Below are 19,264 nucleotides of genomic sequence, written 5' to 3' on the forward strand. Positions count from 1 at the left end.
CGCAGCCGGGGTGGTTTGGTTTTATTTGCCCTAACGTTCAACATTGGTGTAATCCGATTCGGATGACCCGCTTCTTCACTGTGGAGCTAAGGAGAATTGAACTCCTGACCTCCTGCATGCCATGCAGGCGCTCTACCAACTGAGCTATAGCCCCGTGCTGTTTGCCACCTGGTTTCCCTGGCGACATCGAGAACATTACACGCTCCCACCGGCCCATCAAAAATCGTTTCCACCCGACCCCGGTGGGACCGGTGGTCAACGCCCTGACCAGCGGTCCCCGCACCGATGAGCAGGTGCGCCGGAGGGCCGTGTCAGGCCGTGGCGAAGGAGTAGAAGCGCTTGAGGGTGCAGTGCTCCTCCAGGAGCCGGCCGTAGATGGGCTCCCCCTCGAGTTCCCGGTAGGTCTCGATGGGGTCGCCTTTTATGATCAGCGCCCGCGCGCACTCCTCGCACCAGTACTGGAACTCGGCGTTGACGGGATCCATGTCCCTGACGATGGGCGTACCGCTGCCGCACCAGTCGCACTTCCGCCTGTGTGCACCCATCCGGTCAGCTCCGAGGGCGGCCGCAGGCCGTACACGTGACGGAGCACTGCGGCGAGGCGCAGAGGGAGGTGGTCACGGTGGGGCGGTGGGTGCGGGTCGAGCGGTGGAGCGCGGCGGGGGTAGGGAGCAGGCCCGGGGCCCGTACGCGGCTCACAGGCATCGCGCTCCCTCCCGATCGGTCCGTCGCCCCCTCCGGCGCTCCGATTCTGCCATGGCCCCGCAAGGGGGTCAGCCCGAAGACCGCCCCGCTGCGCACCTTTGCCCCGAAGGGCAGGACGCCTGTCCGGCCGGTGCACCTGCGACAACGCCGCCCGAGCACCCTGGCGGCCCTTGTCCCAGGCGGGCCTGGGCAGTTGGGACGTGACCGGCACGAGTGACGTCACCGGTGCCGAAAGATCGGCAAAAAAAGATCCCGCCCCCTGCTGGGGACGGGATCTTCACTGTGGAGCTAAGGAGAATTGAACTCCTGACCTCCTGCATGCCATGCAGGCGCTCTACCAACTGAGCTATAGCCCCGCTGTCCGCTGTGATTCTCCGCGTTTCCGCGCTGCGAACAAGAAGAACTTTAGCCTGCGACGACCCGGAAAGTGAAATCCGGCCCGAGCAGCCCGGAGGAGGCCTCCGGGCACCTGCTAGTCGTCGTCCCCGAGCACCGGTTCGGGGAGCGTCCCGGCGTTGTGCTCGAGCAGACGCCAGCCGCGCGCGCCCTCGCCCAGGACGGACCAGCAGCAGTTGGAAAGCCCGCCGAGCCCCTCCCAGTGGTGGGACTCGAGCCCGAGCAGCCGGCCGATGGTCGTCCGGATCGTGCCCCCGTGGCTCACCACGACGAGCGTGCCGGCGTCGGGCAGCTTGTCGGCATGCTCCAGAACGACGGGGGCCGCCCGGTCGGCGACCTCGGTCTCCAGCTCTCCACCGCCCCTGCGGACAGGCTCACCACGCTTCCACGCCGTGTACTGCTCGGCGTACTGGCCGACGATCTCCTCGTGCGTGAGACCCTGCCAGGCGCCGGCGTACGTCTCGCGCAGCGCGGCGTCGTGTGCGACGGCCAGGCCGGTGACCGAGGCGAGCTCGGCAGCCGTGGCCGCCGCCCTCCGCAGGTCGGACGCCACGATCGCGTGCGGCTGCAACGAGGCGAGCAGCCGGGCGGCGCGACGTGCCTGCTCGACACCCGTCCCGGTCAGCTCGATGTCCGTCGAGCCCTGGAAACGGCGCTCCAGGTTCCATGCCGTCTGGCCATGCCGCCAGAGGACGATCTTGCGGCCCCTGCCGCTGCTGCTGCCGTTCAGCTCTGGTCACCTTCCGTGCCGCCGTTGAGCTGAGCGTGCTCCTCGGCCTTGCCCCGGGTCTTGAGCGCGTCCTCGGGGAGGGCGATCTCGGGGCAGTCCTTCCACAGGCGCTCGAGCGCGTAGAACACGCGCTCCTCGCTGTGCTGGACGTGGATCACGATGTCGACGTAGTCGAGGAGGATCCAGCGGGCGTCGCGGTCGCCCTCGCGGCGTACCGGCTTGGCGCCGAGTTCCTTCTGCAGCCGCTCCTCGATCTCGTCGACGATCGACTTGACCTGGCGGTCGTTGGGGGCCGAGGCGAGCAGGAAGGCGTCGGTGATCGACAGCACATCGCTGACGTCGTAGGCGATGATGTCGTGCGCGAGCCGGTCGGCCGCCGCCTGGGCGGCGGCGGTGATGAGCTCGATGGAGCGGTCCGTGGCGGTCACATGCAGGCTTTCGTCGGCGGTCAGATCAACCTCTAGGGTCTCACGGACCGCCGACAGCCCTTACGACGTCTGACCGGAGATCTTGTAGTCCTGTCCGAGTACGACGGACACGTCGGCGTTCGCGGCGGGATCACCCTTCTCCACCGCGCTCTCGGGCAGGCCGAGGGTCTTGGCGACCTCGACCGCCTTCGCCTTGTCCTCCGCTGCCCCGTAGACCACCTCGGACGACGCCGCGGTGCTCGCCCGGCCGCTGTCGACGAAGGCGTATCCGCCGTTGACGAGCTGAACCCGGGCGAACTCGGTGCCCTGGGTGTTCCCCGTTGCGTTCTTGATCCCGACGCGTACCGCCGCGCCCTGCTCCGACGCCTTCACCTTGCCTCCCAGGACGTCCTTGACGACGCGCTCCGTGGCCTTCTCGGTGAGGGTCCCGTCCCCCTGGACGGGGAGCAGCTCCGTCTTGTAGTCGCCCACCTTGGCGTGCCCGGCGAGCTTCGCCAGCGATGCGGCGAGGTCCTGCTCCGGCAGCGACGGGTCGAGGATCTGCGCGAGGGTCTCGATGGTGACGGCCGCGGCCTTGGGGTCCTCCGACAGCTTCCGCAGCACGCCCCGCATGACCTGGCCGAAGCGCATCAGCTGCTTGGCCTCCGGCTCGCCCGCGCCCTGGTAGGTGGCGTACGCGACGGCCATCGGGCCGCTCAGCGTCTGGCCCTCTCCCTTGTCGACGAGCGGCGAGGCGCCCTTCTTGGTGTCGGGCACCGCCGTGTCGGTGTCGACCTCGATGTTGCCGACGAGTTCGACGAGGTTCTCGAGATACGGGGTGTCGAGCCGCCAGGTTCCGCTGATACTGGTGCCGAGCAGGGTGTCGATCGCCTCACGGGTGCCGGTCGACCCGTCGTCGTCGACGGACTTGCCGAGCGTGGTGGTGGTCCCGTCCTCCCCGGCCAGGGCCAGCGAGTCGGGGAGCAGGACGGTGGTGCCCTGCTCTGTGGTGACGTTGTCGACGAGCAGCGCCGTGGAGGTGCCGCCCTTCTTGGTGTTGTGCAGATGGACGACGATGACGTCCCGCTTCTGCGGGCCCGTCGCCGTGGTGTTCTGCCCGTCCTTGCCGTCGACTCCCGGGATCTTTCCGGCGAACCACAGGTAGCCCGCTCCGCCGACGATCACGAGGGCCACGACGACTATCAGCGCGACCATCCGGTTGTGCCCGCGCCGGCGTGCCTCCTCGCGGCGCTCGCTGCGGCTTTCGGTGAACTTCAGCCAGTCGATGACGTCTTCGGAGTCCTCGTCGGGCTCCTCGATGAAGGAGAACTGCTCGGTGCCCTCGGTGCCGTGGTCGCTGTCGGCACGGCGCTGCCCGGGCACGGTGGCGTCGGCCGCCGGTTCGGGTTCACGCCGCTGTTCCGGCAGGGGCGGTGGAGGCTCGGCGGCGGGCGCGGCAGGGGCCTGAGGCGCGTGCCACTGCTGGGCGGAGTCGTCCACGGCGGGCTGCCCGCCCGTGTCGTAGCCGTACGCCCCGTAGCCGTCGCCGTACCCGTATCCCTGCTGCGTCGGCTGCGCCTGCTGCTGGGTGTGCTGGGCGGCGTACGGGTCGTAGCCCTGCCGCGCACCGGCGTACGGGTCGTAGCCGTAGCCCTGCTGCGGCTGCCCGTCGTGCTGGGGCTGCTGGGGCTGCTGCTGGGCATACGGGTCGTAGTGCTGCTGCCCCTGCTGTTGATAGACCGGCTGCCCGTACTCGTCGTAGCCGATGATCTGCGGCTGTTGCTGGTACGGGTCGTACGGGTCATGTCGGTCGTTCACAGGTGCCCCTCTGCGTGGCTCATTCGCCGCGGTACAGCTGGCGCTTGTCGATGTAGCGGACGACACCGTCCGGCACCAAATACCAGACCGGCTCCCCCTGCGCGACCCTGGCACGGCAGTCTGTGGACGAGATCGCCAGCGCGGGCACCTCCACCAGCGAGACGCCGCCCTCGGGCAGCCCGTCGTCCGTCAGCACGTGGCCCGGCCGGGTCACACCGATGAAGTGGGAGAGCGAGAACAGCTCGTCGGCGTCCCGCCAGGTCAGGATCTGGGACAGGGCGTCGGCGCCGGTGATGAAGAAGAGGTCGGCGTCGCCGTGCACCGCGCGCAGGTCCCGCAGCGTGTCGATCGTGTACGTCGGCCCCCCGCGGTCGATGTCGCTGCGGCTGACCGAGAACTGCGGGTTGGACGCCGTCGCGATGACCGTCATCAGATAGCGGTCCTCGGCCGGGGACACCTGCTTGTGGCTCTTCTGCCAAGGCTGCCCGGTAGGGACGAAGACGACTTCGTCGAGGTGGAAGTGGGAGGCCACTTCGCTGGCCGCCACCAGGTGTCCGTGGTGGATCGGGTCAAAAGTCCCGCCCATCACGCCGAGTCGGCGTTTGCCCCGGCCGGTGGGCACTTCCTGCTCTCCCATGCGTGCAGACCCTACTGGCACAGCCGTTCGCCTCTGCCTCAGCGGTCTCGGTTGAAACGAGTGGTGATCCACAGCAGGACCATCAACGCGACGAACGCGCCTGCGCCGGTGAGGTACGGGCTGAGGCTTTCGTGGTTACCACCCTGCTCGCCTTCGGAGGCGAGGGTGACCAGCTGGTGCGCGGTGCTCGAGAGGCTCATCTTCTGCAGGACCTATCCATCGGGAATCAGGAGGGAGACGTCGCGCACATCGTATGCGGGCGCCACGGGCACGCTCACGCCGACTCAGTCGTTGTTGTCGTCGTTGCCGTATCCGCGCAACAGGAACCAGGCGAGCAGGGCGGCACCGACGAGCGCGACGAGCAGCACGACTCGGAGGGTGTTGCCCGGCCCCTGGTCCTCGGACACGGCGGCGAGCATGACGGCGGTATGCGGCATTCCGGGCGCTCCTCAAAGTTATCCACAGCCCCCCGCACACCGTAGCGCCAGCGCATACGCTGGCTTTTGCCAGGGGGACGAGCAACGTCTCGTACGAACAGGGGGCATACATGACCGACACCAGTCACGAGAGCGTGCCGAGCAGGCACCGAAGGCGATTCCCGGACATCTCCTCGCGGGCCTACGAGCACCCGGCGGACCGCTCGGCCCTGGTGGCCCTGCGCAGGCTGAGCGGTTTCGACACCGTGTTCAAGGCGCTGAGCGGCCTGCTCCCCGAGCGGAGTCTGAGGCTGCTGTTCCTGTCGGACTCCGTCCGGGTGAGCGACGCCCAGTTCGCGCATCTCAACGACATGCTGCGCGACGCCTGTTACATCCTGGACCTCAAGAAGGTCCCGCCGATGTACGTGACGCAGAACCCGCAGCCGAACGCCATGTGCATCGGTCTCGACGAGCCGATCATCGTGGTGACGACCGGGTTGGTGGAGCTGCTCGACGAGGAGGAGATGCGAGCCGTCGTCGGCCACGAGGTGGGCCACGCCCTCTCCGGTCACGCGGTCTACCGCACGATATTGCTGTTCCTCACCAACCTCGCGCTCAAGGTGGCGTGGATCCCGCTCGGCAACGTCGCGATCATGGCGATCGTGGCCGCGCTGCGGGAGTGGTTCCGTAAGTCGGAGCTGTCCGCCGACCGGGCAGGGCTGCTGGTGGGACAGGACCTGCGTTCCTCGATGCGCGGGCTGATGAAGATCGCAGGCGGCAATCATCTCCACGAGATGAATGTCGACGCGTTCCTCGCCCAGGCCGACGAGTACGAGCGGAGCGGCGACCTCCGCGACTCCGTGCTCAAGATCCTCAACGTGCTGCCGCGGACGCATCCGTTCACGACAGTCAGGGCGGCCGAGCTGAAGAAGTGGTCGGAGAGCCGTGACTTCCAGCGCATCATGGACGGCCACTATCCCAAGCGCGACGAGGACAAGGACACCTCGGTGACGGACTCGTTCCGTGAATCCGCGGCTCATTACGCCGACACGGTGCGCACCAGCAAGGACCCTCTGATGAAGCTGGTCGGAGACATCGCGGGCGGCGCGGGCGACCTGGGAGGCAAGCTCCGGGACAAGTTCACCGGTGCGGGCGGCGGAAGCGCCGGCGGAGGTGGTGCGAACAAGGGCGGCACGTCGGCGTCGGGCGCTACGGACGGCTCGGAGGGGACTTGGAGGCGTCCTGACCCCGAGGAGGGCTCTGGGCCGGGGTCGGGGAGCTGACGGCCAGAGTGCCGCAGAGTGCCGCCGTCGGCACGCCCGTGGCGTACGGGTCGGTGCCGGCGGGGCCACGGGTGTCCGCCTGACGGCCTGCGAGCAACGGGCGCAGGGCCCCCGCCGTCGCGGCGGAGCACGACTGCGGTCCGGCCTGGACGTAGGCGCGGCGGACCTCCAGCCGGTGCAGGCGGATGTCTTCCTGGTCGAGCACGAAGGTCAGGACACGGCGCACGGTGAACAGCGAGGCTCCGTCGGCCCGGTGGGGGCCTGAGAGCACGGGCCGCAGTGCGTAGGTGAAGGTGTGGTCGGACACCACCTCCAGGGTGTCCGTCCCCGCCTCCGTGTAGGAGAGGGTGCCGTGGACCCGGATGTCGGGGTCGGCCAGCTCCACCTCGGCCGGGTCGAAACGCACCAGCCAGCCGGTCGCGCTGCGCTCGCCGTCGTCAGCGGGTGAGTCCACGCTCCGGTCGAACTGCGCCGTCTGGTCGGGATCGAGCAGCCGGCCGACCGGCCGGACGACTCCCCCGGTGAGGACGTCGGGGTCCAGGGATGAAACCACCAGGTAGTCCTTGACCGTGGCCAGGGCGATGGTCACCTGACTGTCCGAGAAGTTCTTCGTCCGCCGGACCGACGGGAAGTTGATGCCTGATGCGCCGGTGCGGTACACCCCTGCCGGGCCCTCGGTGAGGAGGACCTCGGCGGTTCCTCCGGGCACGGGGCCCTGCGGTGCCAGCGGGACCACCGTGGTGCGGAGCGGTTCCGCCCGTCTGCCGGTGGGTGCGGGGTAGGGGTTGCGGAAGCCGATGTACACGGCGGCGGCGAAGGCCAGCGCGATCAGGAGGACGAGTGCGACACCGGTCCTGGGGCGTCGCCGACGGGTGCCCCGGCCGGGTAGGGAGCGTACGGCGTGCGCGTGATCAGCCATGCGCTCCTTGGCGGAGAACTCCTGCAGCCGGGCAGCGCGGACGAATGATTCGTCGAAGACGAGTGAGCGGAACTCGTCCTCTCCACCCGCGGGGTTCTCGGGCGGCCCTTCAGGCGGTTCTCCGCGGCCTGTCATGACTTCTCCCGATCTCCGCGCCACCGGCAAGGGCCGGCGCTGGAGCCCGCCTCAGCCACCTGGCATCGGGCGGACCTGTACGTCACGGGTTCGACGCATCGACTCGTGGCCGGCCCTCCCCCGGGGACGGGTGGAGGGGTCACAGGGTCATACCTTCAGATTGGGTCGATCGTCCTCACGGTAAACGCCCCGCAGGTGGGAGCGCAGGTGGAGCGCGGCCGGGTGGGCGTCCCGGGGCCCACGTTCCGCCACCGGGCTCACCGGCCTTCCGGGACGGCCCGCGGTCCCGTCGAAAAGGGCCCCGCGGAACGCCGCCCACCGCACCTGCCCACGACCGGCCCGCCATCCACCTGCCCGCCATCCATCGGGCGGCGGATCACAGGGGGATCGGGCCGCCGGGAGAGTTGCTCAGGGCGTGCGGGGACCGGCTGGTACCACGGGGAGGGAGTGCTCGGCCGAGGTGGGGGGAGCTGCGCCCGGCTTGTCGACGCCACTGGTCACAGGTGGCGGCACCTGGTCCTGCCGGTTGCCCGCAGCGCCTCGGAACACGGCGCTGAAGGCCAGCGCCACCATGCCGATGCCCATCAGCAGGGCGAGCAGCCAGGCGACCGGGCGGTGCCAGCGAGCTGTACTCCGGTAGGGGCGCAGGGAGCCGCCGTGGCGCCCGTAGGGGCTCTCGTCGTCCTCGTCGGCACCGTCAGGGTCGCCTGGGTCGTGAAGGCCGCCGAAGGCCCTCTGGCGGCCGTACACGCCGTCCGGCCCGTAGCCGTCGTAGAGGTCGTCGTCGAGGGAGCCGCCGCCCGGACGCGCCCTGCCGGCCTCGGCCTCGGCGCGGGCCTCGGCTGCGGCCAGCAGACGTTCGACCGCGGTGGGCTCGTGGATCTCGGCGGACCGGACGAAGTCCTCGTCGAACACCACGGAGGCGAAGTCCTCGTCCGCGCCCTCGCGGTCGTCGTCGGGCTCCCAGCCGTCCTGGAACGGCCTGCCCCCCACGTCGTCCGGCACAGCCTCAGCGTAGCGCCGGCGGGGCGTTTTCGGCAGGGAGCCCGCGAACTTGCCCACCCCGCGGGCATCCGCCCTCGGGCGAATGCCCGGGCGCTTCCGCCGGTACGGACGCCGGTACGGACGCCCGGGTACGGACGCCCGGGTACGGACGCCCGGGTACGGATCCCCGCTAACGGATGTGGCCGTCGCCGGTGACGATGTACTTCGTCGACGTAAGCTCCGGCAGCCCCATGGGCCCACGGGCGTGCAGCTTCTGCGTGGAGATGCCGATCTCGGCGCCGAAGCCGAACTGGCCGCCGTCCGTGAACCGCGTGGACGCGTTCACGGCGACGGTCGTGGAATCCACCAACTGGGTGAAGCGGCGGGCCGCCGCCTGCGAGGTGGTGACGATCGCCTCGGTGTGGCCGGAGGACCAGAGCCGGATGTGCGCCACGGCCGATTCCAGGGACTCCACGACCGCGGCCGCGATGTCGTAGGAGAGGTATTCGGTCTCCCAGTCCTCAGGCGTCGCCGCCACGACGGTGGCCTTGGAACCCGCGGCGTACGTGAGCACCCGCTCGTCGCCGTGCACGGTCACCCCTGCCTCGGCCAGCGCGTCCAGGGCCAGGGGCAGGAACTCCGCGGCGATGTCCTTGTGGACAAGGAGGGTTTCGGCGGCGTTGCACACGCTCGGGCGCTGCGCCTTGGAGTTGACCAGGATCTCGACGGCCATGCGGAGGTCGGTCTGCGCGTCGACGTAGACATGGCAGTTGCCGGTGCCGGTCTCGATGACGGGGACCGTCGACTCCTCCACGACCGTGCGGATCAGCGAGGCGCCGCCACGCGGGATCAGCACGTCGACGAGTCCGCGGGCCCGCATCAGTTCGCGTACCGAATCGCGGTTCTCGCCCGGGACGAGCTGCACCGCGTCCGCCGGCAGACCGGAGCCGCCCACCGCGTCACGGAGCACGCGCACGAGCGCGGTGTTGGAGCCGTACGCCGAGGACGAGCCACGCAGCAGCACGGCGTTGCCCGACTTCAGGCAGAGGGCGGCGGCATCGACCGTGACATTGGGCCGGGCCTCGTAGATGATGCCGACCACCCCGAGCGGCACCCGCACCTGGCGGAGATCGATGCCGTTGGGGAGGGTGGAGCCCCGGACCACTTCGCCGACCGGGTCGGGGAGCGCCGCCACGTCGCGTGCGTCCGCGGCGATGGCGCGGATCCGCTCCGGGGTGAGTGTGAGCCGGTCGACGATCGACTCGCTCGTCCCCGTCTCCCTGGCCTTGGCGACGTCCTCGGCGTTCGCCTCGACGATCTCGCCGGCGCGCACCTCGAGCGCGTCCGCGATCGCCAGGAGGGCGTCGTCCTTCGCCGCGCGCGGCAGTGGCGCGATGTCGTCGGCGGCGGCGCGTGCCCGGTAGGCGGCCCTGGCGACCGGGGACATGTTGTCGTACGGCGAAAGCGTGGTCATGCCCGCAGGGTAGTGCGCGCACTGCGGACGAACGTCACGTATCCCGTGATGCGAGACAGCCGTATCGGTGCTCGCCCTCCCGGACCGGCACGCACTGCCGGTGCCGATGCACGGACCCGCCCGCTCGCTGCCGACGCACCGGCCCGCCCGTCGCTGCCGATGCGCCGGTCCGCCCGTCGCTGCCGATGCACCGGTCCGCTCGGCACGGGTACACCGCCGTCCCACCCCGAGGCGGACCCGCGGTGCCGTGCGCCGAACCGCTCCGCCGTCAGTACGGGTCGTCGTCAGTACGGGTGCACACCGACAGGGGCCGCCGGCGGCGGGCCGTAGCCCTCCGCGATACGCAGGTGGTACGTCTCCCGGTCGATGACCTCCAGGCCGACGATCTCCCACGGGGGAAGCTTCGCGCTGGAGCGGTGCTCCCCCCACAGCCGCAGTGCCACCGCGGCGGCGTCGTGAAGGTCCCTGGCCTCTTCCCAGTAGCGGATCTCCGCGTGGTCGTTGGCATACCGGCTGGTCAGCAGGAAGGGGTGGTCGTTCGCCAGCTGCTCCAGCCCTCGCCTGACCTCCTTCAGCGGCGTCTCGCCGCCGGAGACGCTGAGGGTGATGTGCCACAGCTTGGAGCGGGTCAGTTCCTCGTCCGTCACCGCCGGTTCCTGTTCCAGACTCTCGTCGGTGGGCGTGCCGACGAAGTCGGCTCCCGCCCCGACGCTGGTCAGGGCACGACTGCCCGTTCCGCGGGGCAGCGCCCCCGGGCGTGCTCGTCTCACCGGCGGCCTCCTGTGAATGCGGTGCTGTACCGACCCCTTTGTATCCCCGTGACAAAGTTGACCAGCCCGGGGCCGGGCGTGGGGGTGTTTTCGTGAAGGTCTCCGCCCCGAGGCCGGACTTTCAGCCGTTTCAGGGGGCCGGACGGGGCGTGAGGACGACGAGATCGTCCCTGTGTACGACTTCCCGCTCGTAGGCGGGACCCAGTTCACGCGCGAGGTCGCGGGTGGATCTGCCGAGCAGTTGGGGGATCTCCTTGGCGTCGAAGTTGACGAGCCCGCGGGCCACGGCCCGGCCGGCGGGGTCGCGCAGTTCGACCGGGTCCCCGGCCGAGAACTCGCCCTCGACCGCGGAGATCCCGGCGGGCAGCAGGGACGTACGGCGTTCGACGACGGCGCGCACTGCTCCTTCGTCGAGCGTGAGGGCGCCCTGCGGGGTCGAGGCATGGGCCAGCCACAGCAGCCGGTCGGCCGAGCGGCGCCCCGTGCGGTGGAAGTAGGTGCCGGTGTCGCGTCCCGCGAGGGCGTCCGCGACGTGGCTCGACGAGGTGAGGACGACCGGGATTCCCGCGGCGGTGGCGATCCTGGCCGCCTCGACCTTGGTGACCATGCCGCCGGTGCCGACGCCCGCCCTGCCCGCACTGCCGATGGTGACGCCCTCCAGGTCGGCAGGACCGCAGACCTCCGCGATGCGGGAGGTCCCCGGCGTGCTCGGGTCCCCGTCGTAGAGGCCGTCGACGTCGGACAGGAGCACGAGGAGGTCGGCGTGGACCAGATGGGCGACGAGCGCGGCGAGCCGGTCGTTGTCCCCGAAGCGGATCTCGTCGGTGGCCACCGTGTCGTTCTCGTTGACGACGGGGAAGGCGCCCATCTCCAGGAGCTGGTCGAGGGTGCTGTAGGCGTTGCGGTAGTGGGCGCGCCGACTGGTGTCGTCGGAGGTGAGGAGCACCTGGCCGACCCGTACGCCGTAGCGGGCGAAGGACGCGGTGTAGCGGGCGACGAGCAGTCCTTGACCAACACTGGCCGCGGCCTGCTGCCGGGCGAGGTCCTTGGGCCTGCGGACGAGCCCGAGGGGCGCGAGACCCGCTGCGATGGCTCCGCTGGAGACGAGGACGATCTCGCGCTCCCCGCCGCTCCTGACCTTGGCGAGCGCGTCGACGAGGGCGTCGACCCGGTCGGCGTCGAGCCCTCCCGCCGCGGTGGTGAGGGAGGAGGAGCCGACCTTGACGACGATTCTGCGGGCCCCGGTCACTCCTGGCCTAATCCCCCCGCTCTCCCCGGAGGGTGTGCGGAGCTCGCCTTCGGGTTCCCCCGCCGCGCCTTCGGATTCCCTTGCCCCTGACACGTACGCCCGTCCCCATCACGTCGTCCTGCTCGGTTCTCCTCAATCTACGCGAGGGGCCGGGCCGGCACCCTGCCGTCTCAGCTGCTGTCACCGCGTGGACACCCCTACACGGACGGACCGCTCCGCGTCACCTTCCGACATGCCCCCGAATGGAGTCATTTACGTAATCTCCACCGCCCGTTCATCGGGCTACCCTCTATTACGTGACAGATGAACCGACCCGCCAGAGGCGCATTCTTCTCAGATCGGGCAAAAGCCCCTTCGATGTGGCTTCGCTCGAACAGTCCCTCGACAGAGATGTCTTCGCGACCAACGCGGGCAACCTGATCTTCAGTGACGCGGCCCACAAGATTCTGACGACTCCGCGGGCAGCGGTCTTCTCGAACGGTATTCGTACGGATCCGTCGGCGGCCGCTCGCATAAACGAGGAGTTCGACGTCTTCGTCGTGCCCTTGGCGAACGCCTTCCGCCCGACTTTCGAGCGGCCCTTGCAGCGGATGACGCAGTTGATCAAGAAGCTGCGCATCCCCGTCGTCGTCCTGGGCGTCGGCGCACAGGCCGACCTCAAGTACAACGCGTCGCGGCTGAAGCCGATGGAGGCGACGGTCAGAGAATTCGTCACCCAGGTGCTCAACCGCAGCGCCTCCATCGGAGTGCGCGGAGAGTTCACCGAGCAGTACCTCAAGAGCATGGGCTTCCGGGACGTCGAGGTCATCGGCTGCCCCTCCATGTTCATGAACGGTGAGACGTTCTCGCTCGAGAGGAAGACCGAGTCGCTCACCTCGGAATCCCGCATCTCGGTGAACGGATCGCACAGCGCCGTACGTTCGCACGGCCTCGACGCCATAATCCGCCAGGCCCACGAGCGCTATCCCCACCTGCGGTTCATCGGGCAGAACCTGCTCGAGGCCCAGCTGCTCCACTGGCGGGAGACGGCGAACCCGATCGGCGCCCAGACCTCGATGCCGACCCACCCGTCCCACCCGATGTACCGCGAGGGCAAGGTCAGGCTCTACGTCGACCCGGCCACCTGGATCGAGGAACTACGCGCGTTCGACTTCTCGTTCGGCTCGCGCATCCACGGAAACATCGCGGCGCTGCTGGCCGGTGTCCCGAGCACGGTGCTCTGCAGCGACTCACGGACCCTGGAGCTCTGCCGGTACTTCGGCATTCCGCACCGCAAGATCTCCGAGACGCCCAAGAACATCGATCCCGCCGAGCTGTACGAGGCGGCGGACTTCGGTGAGCTGGTGAACGGCCACAAGGAACGCTTCCTGCGCTTCACCGGCTTCATGGAGCGGAACGGGCTGGAGAACACCTTCCACCACGGCGACAGCGGCAAGGCGTTCGACGCACAGATGTCCAAGCTCGCCCTTCCGCCCGCCGTCCGCCCGTGGACCGAGTCCGACCCCGACTCGCTGAGCAGCCGTTTCGGCTGGATGCAGAGCCGGATGGAGGAGCTGGCCGCACAGAACGCGGAGTTGCGCGGCCAGCTCGAGAAGAAGGGCGGCGGCCCGGTCAACGTCAGGGTGCAGACAGGAGCGGGAGCGGCCGCGTGGCCGTCCGCCTACCGGCGTGCCCGACGCGTGGTGGGGCGCCCGGTCCGCAGATTGCTCCGCCCCGAGCAGTAGGGACCACGTCCGCTGCCGCCGCGTCCGCCTCAGACCTTGTGGGCGCGGCGCGGCGTGTGCAGGCGGGAGGACCGGACCGTCCTGCGCGCCTTGCCCGACAGCCGCCGCAGGAAAACGGCGGGGGACTGTCTCCCCGGCACGTCGACCCGCTTCCGGCCGATCCATTCGGGCACGCTCACCTCGTACGCGGACAGAGGCAGTGCCGCACTCTCGCCGAAGTGCGGGTAGACCAGATAAAGTCGCCCCCGGAGCCCCTTGCGGACCACACGGGGCTTCTTGTTGTCCTTCATGAACTGCAGAATGTCCAGAAGCAGGTCGAGTCTGCCGTTCGCGAGGCAGATCAGCCTGAGCCGCTCGTTGACCTTGAGACGCCGGGCCAGTCCCGATGACCAGTAGGCCTCCAGCAGCGGCGCCGCCAGCTCCATCTTCTTCTTCCGCACCTCGTCGGACTGCCGCAGCAGAGCGGGGCCGAACTGCGGGAGCAGCGTGATGACGAACGGCCGGACCATCAGGACGTCCCGCTTCGGCCCCGGCGGCACATGCGTGGCGATGAGGCCCGCCAGCGCCCGGGCCGAGTCGAAGCGGAGCAGGTAACTGCCGCTCTTCGTCACGTGCTTGCCGTCGTCCCGGCCCACCAGGTAGTAGCAGGTGTAGTCGGCCACGACGGAGACGCCGTTGCCCCGCAGGTACGCCTCCATGGTGAAGAGCGCGTCCTCACCCGTCTTGAGCTCCTCGTCGAACCTCATCCCCAGGCGCACCAGAAGGTCCCGGCGGAACAGCTTCTGGGCGCTCAGGGTGAACTTGATGTTGGACGAGTAGAGGTCGGCCCGCTCGACCGTCTGCTTCCACATCGACTTCGCCGCGCCGCGGTTGACGCCGACGACCTTCCCGAGCACCACGTCCGTGCCGGCCCGGTCGCCCATCGCGACCATCCGCTCCAGGGCCTCCTCGCCGAAGTAGTCGTCGGCGTCGAGGAAGAAGACGTACCTGCCGCGAGCCAGACCGAGCCCGACGTTGCGCGGCCCGCTCGGACCACCCGAGTTCTTCTGACGCACGACACGCATGTCGATGGCGGTCCGGGCCGCGAACTCCTCCAGGTACTCCCCCGTGCCGTCGGTGGAGCCGTCATCGACGGCCACGATCTCGATGCGCTGGGCCGGAAGCGTCTGCGCCTCGACGGAATCCAGGCATCGGATCAGGTACGGCATCGCTTCGTAGGCGCCGATGATGACGGTCACATCTGGTGTGGTGCTGCTCATCTCTCCCCGGTTCACGCATAAACGTATCTATCAGGAGAACCGATGGAACGACGGGACATGCCGTGTTCCTGCACGGACACGCCGAACGGCCCGTACGTTCCCCTCCCCGAGGAGAAGACGGACGGACCGTTGCGTGGGTTGCGTCGTAAACCAGACGTATTTGCAACAACTCGATGGCAACCGGATCACACCGAGCGGTCGGCTCCGGGTCCGGGTCCGGCCGACGGCTCCACTTCCCGCCGTCGGCCGGACCCGGAGCGGTCAGCGCAGGGCCGAAGGGTCGGCGCCGATCTCCGCGTCGGCGTCCGGGGCAGGGCCATCGGGATCGACCGCGGCCTCGGCCTCGGCGGCGATCTCCGCCGCTCCGTCCCCGGCACCGCTGAACTCGGCCTCGGGGTCCGGCAGCGGGGCCGGCGGCTGACCCCCGACGCGCTGCGCGACACCCGCGTTGCGGGCCTCCGCCTTGACCGTGAGGGCCAGTACGGCGGCGTTGAACTGCTCCATCGAGGTCGGCTCGTCCGGGCCGAGCAGGTAGGCCTTCAGCTCGTGGCGCGCTTCGGCCAGCGGGTCCGCGGCCGGGTCGGTCACGGCACGGAGCAGTTCGTCGATCTCCTGCGCGTTGTTGGAGAGGACGACGGACGCCCGCACTGCGGTGTTCTGGCGCTTGAACTCCTCCGCGCCGAGCTCCGCGGAGTCCGTGACCGCGTACGGCTTGCCGCTCGCGATGAAGTCGGACACCACACTGGAGATGTCCGAGACCATGGCGTCGGACTGGTTGAAGCAGTCGTACAGCTTGGGCTGCGCACCGATGACCGTCCGGTGCTCCCACCACCCGAAGGAGCGCCAGTAGGCGTCGTTCCACTCCGTGCGAAGGGTGGCGATCTCGGTCTGGCGGGCCGGATCGGCGAGCGCGACCCGCGACTGCTCCGACTCGTCGCCCCCGGACCGGCCGGGCTTCGCGAGCTCCGCCAGACGCGCCTCGATGCGAACCAGCTCGGCGGCGGCCCCGGCCTGCCCGGCAGCGGCGGCCGACGCCTCCTTCACCCAGCGCGGTTCCGCGGCGCGTTCCTGCGCCGACGTGGCCAGGAGTGCCTTGATCCGGGCGTTGACGGCCTTGGCCTCGGGGCTGCGGATACCGGTGAACGGGTGCGGCTTGTAGATGACCCGGACCGGGCTGTCCGCCTTCAGCAGCCGGCGGACGATGTTCTCACCGGCCAGCAGCAGCGAGGTGTTGCCGGGGTTGTCGTCCCAGCCCTCCCAGGTGGGGGCGTACAGCACCGTCGGGATGGGGTTCTTCGTGGTGCCGGTCCAGCTCTGGATCGGGGCCAGCTGCGGCCGCCCGACCTCGACGATGTCCTCGTCGCGGACACCGACGTCGGCCAGGGCGTAGCGGTCCCGGCCGGCGCGGCCCGCTGTCCAGACCTCGTCGTACACCTTGGAGTACGGGTTGACGCTGGCCAGCTTGTCACTGTCCCCGTGCCCGATGAAGACGTGCTTCATGGTCGGGACGCGCAGCATGTGGATGTTCTTGCCGACATTGGCCGGATAGAGGCACACACGGACGGTGGAGAGGTTCAGGTTCATCAGGTGGGTGCCGGCGGGCACGCAGATCACGGGCACCGAGGTGTCCGCGATCTGCGGGACCAGGTTGCGCTCACGCATGACGATCAGAGGGCGTCCCTCGACGGCGGCCATGGTGTCGAGCCACATGTTGCCCTGGTAGGCCGACTCGCTGGAGCCGGAGAAGTAGAGCACGACGGTCGGCTGGTACTCGCCCAGCCAGGTGTCAAGGGCCTTCAGCACGACCGGGGCCGACGGCGCCCGCCGGTTCCGGCGGAGGTACGGGACGAGCAGGGCGTTGTAACCGACGGCGAGCAGCAGGGTCAGGGCCGCGCCGATGTAGCCGAGGAAGTCCTCGCCCGTGCCGGCGGCGAGGAGGACGCCCACCACTGCGGGGAGGTCCAGGTGGAGCATCTTCTCGCTGGCACGGTGCAGCAGCGCGCGCGGCGGGGCGTCAGGGATGCGGACGGCGTGCAGGTCCACGTTCCGGGTGACGATCGGCAGGCTGCGGCGCAGCCTGATCAGCGTCGTGAGAGCGCCCTGCGGGGCCTGCAGGGCGTAGAAGAGGAGGAAGCACGCGACGGCCGCGTAGAAGAGCCGCTCCTCGGCGAGGTCCAGCCGGGCCAGCAGCAGGATGATCATCAACTGGCGGAGCAGGAAGCGGATGGACAGACCCGCCCGGACCTTGCCGAGCCGGTTGACCAGATAGCTGCCCCGCTGGTGCAGATACCAGTCCGCGATGTACGTGACAGCGGTGGCCGCCGCGAAGAACCAGATATCGGGGACAAGAGCGGCCACCATGACACAGGGATATCCCAGCGTCATCAGTACCGCTGCCAACAGTTCTGACCGGCTGCCCACACGGGCCAGGCGGATGGCTGTCGAAATCACGTAGAACCTGCTCCAGGGGGTGCCGGTTGATTCACGTATAGAGGGAAATGTGAAGAGTGGGATTCACGCACTCGGGCCTCTGGATTCACCTTTCGGTGAGCCCAGAGGCCCGTAAAAGTACATTTGTCAAGAATTATTACACATCTTCTTGACGATCAAGAACCGAGGCCAGCGCCTGCTCGAATCCCGAGGCTTCCGTGACATCACGGGTCGGGTCCTGCTGCCTCACGTCGATCACGTGGCCCGTCATCGCGGACAGGAGCACGTCCAGCGAGGTGCGCGCCACGGCCTCGGACGAGAGGAGCGAGCCCTCCGGCTCCGCGCCGAACGCCTTCGTGCGCATGGGGGTCGCGGTGCGCTCCGGGTTCACACAGTTGACCCTGACGCCCTCGCCCGCCCACTCGTCGGCCAGCGCCTGGGTGAGGTTCACCATGGCGGCCTTGGTGGAGGAGTAGAGGCTGTACTCGGCGCGGCCCCGGGTGTAGCTGCTGGAGGTGTAGAGCAGCAGCTGCCCCTGCGTCTCCGCCAGGTACTTGTACGAGGCGCGGGCGATCTGCACCGGCGCCAGGTAGTTGACGTTCAGCGCTTCCTGGATCGTCGTGTTGTCCGTCTCCGCCAGCTTGCCGATGCGCAGCACGCCCGCGGTGTTGATCACGTAGTCGATGCGGCCGGTCTCGGCGTACGCCTTGGCCAGCGCGTCGTCGATGTGCTCCGGGTTCTCGACGTGCGTACCCGTGGTGGAGCGGCCCAGCGCGTACACACTCGCGCCGTACTGCTCGGCCAGCGTCGCGATGTCGGCCCCGATGCCGTACGAACCGCCGAAGACGACCAGGGTCTTGCCGGAGAGCAGCTCGCGGTAGGCGGCCTCGTCGGCCGGGCGCGGGGCTGCGGTGGAGGCCAGCTGGAAGAGCTTGTCGGTGATGAAGACGTCGACCGGCTGGGTCACCTTCATGTTGTACTCGTCGCCCGCGACCACGTAGATCGGCACGTCGGGGAGGTACCGCAGGACCACCGAACAGTCGTCGGTGGCCTGGAAGTTCGGGTCGCCGGCCGCGACCTCGTAGGCCCTGCGGATCGTGGACAGCTTGAACGCCTGCGGGGTCTGACCGCGGCGCAGCCGGGACCGGTCCGGGACGTCGGTGATGAACTCGCCGTCCTCACCGTGGGTGCGGGTCACGATGATCGTGTCGGCGGACGGGATGGCGACGTCGACGGCCTGGTAGCGGTCGAGTGCGTCCACACAGTCCTTGATGACGCGCTGCGACAGCAGCGGACGGACCGCGTCGTGGAAGAGGACGTTGCGGTCCTCGCCCTCCGCGAGCCCCTCGCCGAGGGCCGAGATGGCGCGCTCGGTGGTCTCGTTCCGGGTGCTGCCACCCTCGATGACCTTGATGACCTTGGTCAGCCCGGCCTTGGCGACGATCTTCTCGACGTCGGGGACGAAGCCGGGCGCCATCAGCACGATGACGTCGTCGATGCCCTCGGCGTTCTCGAAGATGCTCAGCGTGTGCTCGATGACTGCCTTACCGGCGATCTTCAGCAACTGCTTGGGGATCGACAGTCCCACGCGCTGGCCGGTCCCACCGGCGAGAACGACCGCTGTGGTCCGGGGCTTGGCTACATGCGGCACAGACACAGACGACCTACCTTGCGATGACAGGGGGGAACAGTGTGATGGTCGCACTCTCCGTGACTATCTCGCAAGGTGGACGTTTACCAGCACTCGCCTGTGGGAAACCCGCAGTTCACCGCCTGGCCAGGCAGATTGGCCCCTGCGTGACCTCGCCCGGGGTGACGGACCCCACAGACGTTTACGCAATCCGCACATCACCGGCCGCCACACCGGCCCCACCTGGCTGTTCGCCGGCCTGGTCCGGGTGCCCCCACGTGGCGGGGGCACCCGGCGT

At 69.2% G+C, this 19,264-nt stretch carries 17 protein-coding genes and 2 tRNA genes; 2 read left to right on the plus strand and 17 right to left on the minus strand.

Annotation, left to right across the window (positions count from 1 at the left end; translation table 11 throughout):
• Positions 1–81 precede the first annotated feature (81 nt).
• From ABZ441_RS26455 to ABZ441_RS26495, 9 genes are all read right to left on the minus strand, one after another.
• Positions 82–154 (minus strand) — tRNA-Ala (locus tag ABZ441_RS26455).
• A 157-nt stretch (positions 155–311) separates the two neighbouring features.
• Entirely contained in the window at positions 312–545 is a 234-nt protein-coding gene (locus tag ABZ441_RS26460; RefSeq protein ID WP_033305681.1) for a hypothetical protein, read from the minus strand.
• Between the two features lie 443 nt (positions 546–988).
• Positions 989–1,061: transfer RNA gene (locus ABZ441_RS26465), tRNA-Ala, on the minus strand.
• 116 nt (positions 1,062–1,177) lie between these two features.
• Complete coding sequence (locus tag ABZ441_RS26470; RefSeq protein ID WP_358978681.1) at positions 1,178–1,831, minus strand: histidine phosphatase family protein; 654 nt, start codon at positions 1,829–1,831, stop codon at positions 1,178–1,180.
• Positions 1,828–2,259: a ribosome silencing factor gene (gene rsfS, locus ABZ441_RS26475; protein ID WP_033305683.1), complete on the minus strand. Its 432-nt coding sequence runs from the start codon at positions 2,257–2,259 to the stop codon at positions 1,828–1,830. Before rsfS ends, ABZ441_RS26470 begins: the two co-directional genes overlap by 4 nt.
• A 60-nt stretch (positions 2,260–2,319) precedes the next feature.
• A complete protein-coding gene (locus ABZ441_RS26480) occupies positions 2,320–4,056 on the minus strand; it encodes an LCP family protein (protein WP_358978565.1) in 1,737 nt (578 codons plus the stop codon).
• 19 nt (positions 4,057–4,075) lie between these two features.
• Complete coding sequence (nadD, locus tag ABZ441_RS26485; RefSeq protein ID WP_358978567.1) at positions 4,076–4,693, minus strand: nicotinate-nucleotide adenylyltransferase; 618 nt, start codon at positions 4,691–4,693, stop codon at positions 4,076–4,078.
• Between the two features lie 38 nt (positions 4,694–4,731).
• Positions 4,732–4,893 carry a hypothetical protein gene (locus ABZ441_RS26490; protein WP_358978569.1) on the minus strand — a complete coding sequence of 54 codons (162 nt, stop codon included), beginning with the start codon at positions 4,891–4,893 and terminating at the stop codon, positions 4,732–4,734.
• A gap of 84 nt (positions 4,894–4,977) precedes the next feature.
• Entirely contained in the window at positions 4,978–5,130 is a 153-nt protein-coding gene (locus tag ABZ441_RS26495) for a hypothetical protein (RefSeq protein WP_358978571.1), read from the minus strand.
• Positions 5,131–5,240: 110 nt separating this feature from the next.
• Here ABZ441_RS26495 and ABZ441_RS26500 point away from each other — a divergent pair, with 110 nt between their 5' ends.
• Positions 5,241–6,392 (plus strand): M48 family metallopeptidase, encoded by a 1,152-nt coding sequence (locus tag ABZ441_RS26500; RefSeq protein WP_358978573.1) that lies wholly within the window; start codon positions 5,241–5,243, stop codon positions 6,390–6,392.
• Here ABZ441_RS26500 and ABZ441_RS26505 read toward each other — a convergent pair.
• The 5 genes from ABZ441_RS26505 to proB form a co-directional block, all read right to left on the minus strand.
• Positions 6,319–7,446 (minus strand): hypothetical protein, encoded by a 1,128-nt coding sequence (locus ABZ441_RS26505; RefSeq protein ID WP_358978575.1) that lies wholly within the window; start codon positions 7,444–7,446, stop codon positions 6,319–6,321. The two genes, ABZ441_RS26500 and ABZ441_RS26505, sit on opposite strands and share 74 nt — an antisense overlap.
• A gap of 408 nt (positions 7,447–7,854) precedes the next feature.
• Positions 7,855–8,451, minus strand: a complete 597-nt coding sequence (locus tag ABZ441_RS26510) for a hypothetical protein (protein WP_358978577.1) — start codon at positions 8,449–8,451, stop codon at positions 7,855–7,857.
• 169 nt (positions 8,452–8,620) lie between these two features.
• Positions 8,621–9,904 carry a glutamate-5-semialdehyde dehydrogenase gene (locus tag ABZ441_RS26515; protein ID WP_358978579.1) on the minus strand — a complete coding sequence of 428 codons (1,284 nt, stop codon included), beginning with the start codon at positions 9,902–9,904 and terminating at the stop codon, positions 8,621–8,623.
• Positions 9,905–10,188: 284 nt separating this feature from the next.
• Positions 10,189–10,674, minus strand: a complete 486-nt coding sequence (locus ABZ441_RS26520) for a hypothetical protein (RefSeq protein ID WP_358978581.1) — start codon at positions 10,672–10,674, stop codon at positions 10,189–10,191.
• A gap of 130 nt (positions 10,675–10,804) precedes the next feature.
• Complete coding sequence (gene proB, locus ABZ441_RS26525) at positions 10,805–11,923, minus strand: glutamate 5-kinase (protein ID WP_358978583.1); 1,119 nt, start codon at positions 11,921–11,923, stop codon at positions 10,805–10,807.
• A gap of 296 nt (positions 11,924–12,219) precedes the next feature.
• Here proB and ABZ441_RS26530 point away from each other — a divergent pair, with 296 nt between their 5' ends.
• Positions 12,220–13,647 (plus strand): polysaccharide pyruvyl transferase family protein, encoded by a 1,428-nt coding sequence (locus ABZ441_RS26530; protein WP_358978585.1) that lies wholly within the window; start codon positions 12,220–12,222, stop codon positions 13,645–13,647.
• Between the two features lie 29 nt (positions 13,648–13,676).
• Here the strand turns inward: ABZ441_RS26530 and ABZ441_RS26535 are convergent, their stop codons facing one another.
• The 3 genes from ABZ441_RS26535 to ABZ441_RS26545 all read right to left on the minus strand — a co-directional run bounded on the left by ABZ441_RS26535 (position 13,677) and on the right by ABZ441_RS26545 (position 18,993).
• A complete protein-coding gene (locus ABZ441_RS26535; protein WP_358978587.1) occupies positions 13,677–14,906 on the minus strand; it encodes a glycosyltransferase family 2 protein in 1,230 nt (409 codons plus the stop codon).
• Between the two features lie 261 nt (positions 14,907–15,167).
• A complete protein-coding gene (locus ABZ441_RS26540; RefSeq protein WP_358978589.1) occupies positions 15,168–17,267 on the minus strand; it encodes a hypothetical protein in 2,100 nt (699 codons plus the stop codon).
• Positions 17,268–17,493: 226 nt separating this feature from the next.
• Positions 17,494–18,993, minus strand: a complete 1,500-nt coding sequence (locus ABZ441_RS26545) for a bifunctional cytidylyltransferase/SDR family oxidoreductase (RefSeq protein ID WP_358978591.1) — start codon at positions 18,991–18,993, stop codon at positions 17,494–17,496.
• Positions 18,994–19,264: the final 271 nt, after the last annotated feature.

Origin of the sequence: Streptomyces sp. NPDC005752 (assembly GCF_040630715.1) — a bacterium.
Classification (GTDB): domain Bacteria; phylum Actinomycetota; class Actinomycetes; order Streptomycetales; family Streptomycetaceae; genus Streptomyces.

Excerpts from the sequence above, each read along its gene's own strand:
- ABZ441_RS26500 (WP_358978573.1), top strand. The coding sequence starts at position 5,241 with ATGACCGACACCAGTCACGAGAGCGTGCCGAGCAGGCACCGAAGGCGA.
- nadD (WP_358978567.1), bottom strand. The coding sequence starts at position 4,693 with ATGGGAGAGCAGGAAGTGCCCACCGGCCGGGGCAAACGCCGACTCGGC.
- ABZ441_RS26460 (WP_033305681.1), bottom strand. The coding sequence starts at position 545 with ATGGGTGCACACAGGCGGAAGTGCGACTGGTGCGGCAGCGGTACGCCC.
- ABZ441_RS26490 (WP_358978569.1), bottom strand. The coding sequence starts at position 4,893 with ATGAGCCTCTCGAGCACCGCGCACCAGCTGGTCACCCTCGCCTCCGAA.
- ABZ441_RS26515 (WP_358978579.1), bottom strand. The coding sequence starts at position 9,904 with ATGACCACGCTTTCGCCGTACGACAACATGTCCCCGGTCGCCAGGGCC.
- ABZ441_RS26540 (WP_358978589.1), bottom strand. The coding sequence starts at position 17,267 with ATGGTGGCCGCTCTTGTCCCCGATATCTGGTTCTTCGCGGCGGCCACC.
- ABZ441_RS26535 (WP_358978587.1), bottom strand. The coding sequence starts at position 14,906 with ATGAGCAGCACCACACCAGATGTGACCGTCATCATCGGCGCCTACGAA.
- ABZ441_RS26505 (WP_358978575.1), bottom strand. The coding sequence starts at position 7,446 with ATGACAGGCCGCGGAGAACCGCCTGAAGGGCCGCCCGAGAACCCCGCG.
- ABZ441_RS26495 (WP_358978571.1), bottom strand. The coding sequence starts at position 5,130 with ATGCCGCATACCGCCGTCATGCTCGCCGCCGTGTCCGAGGACCAGGGG.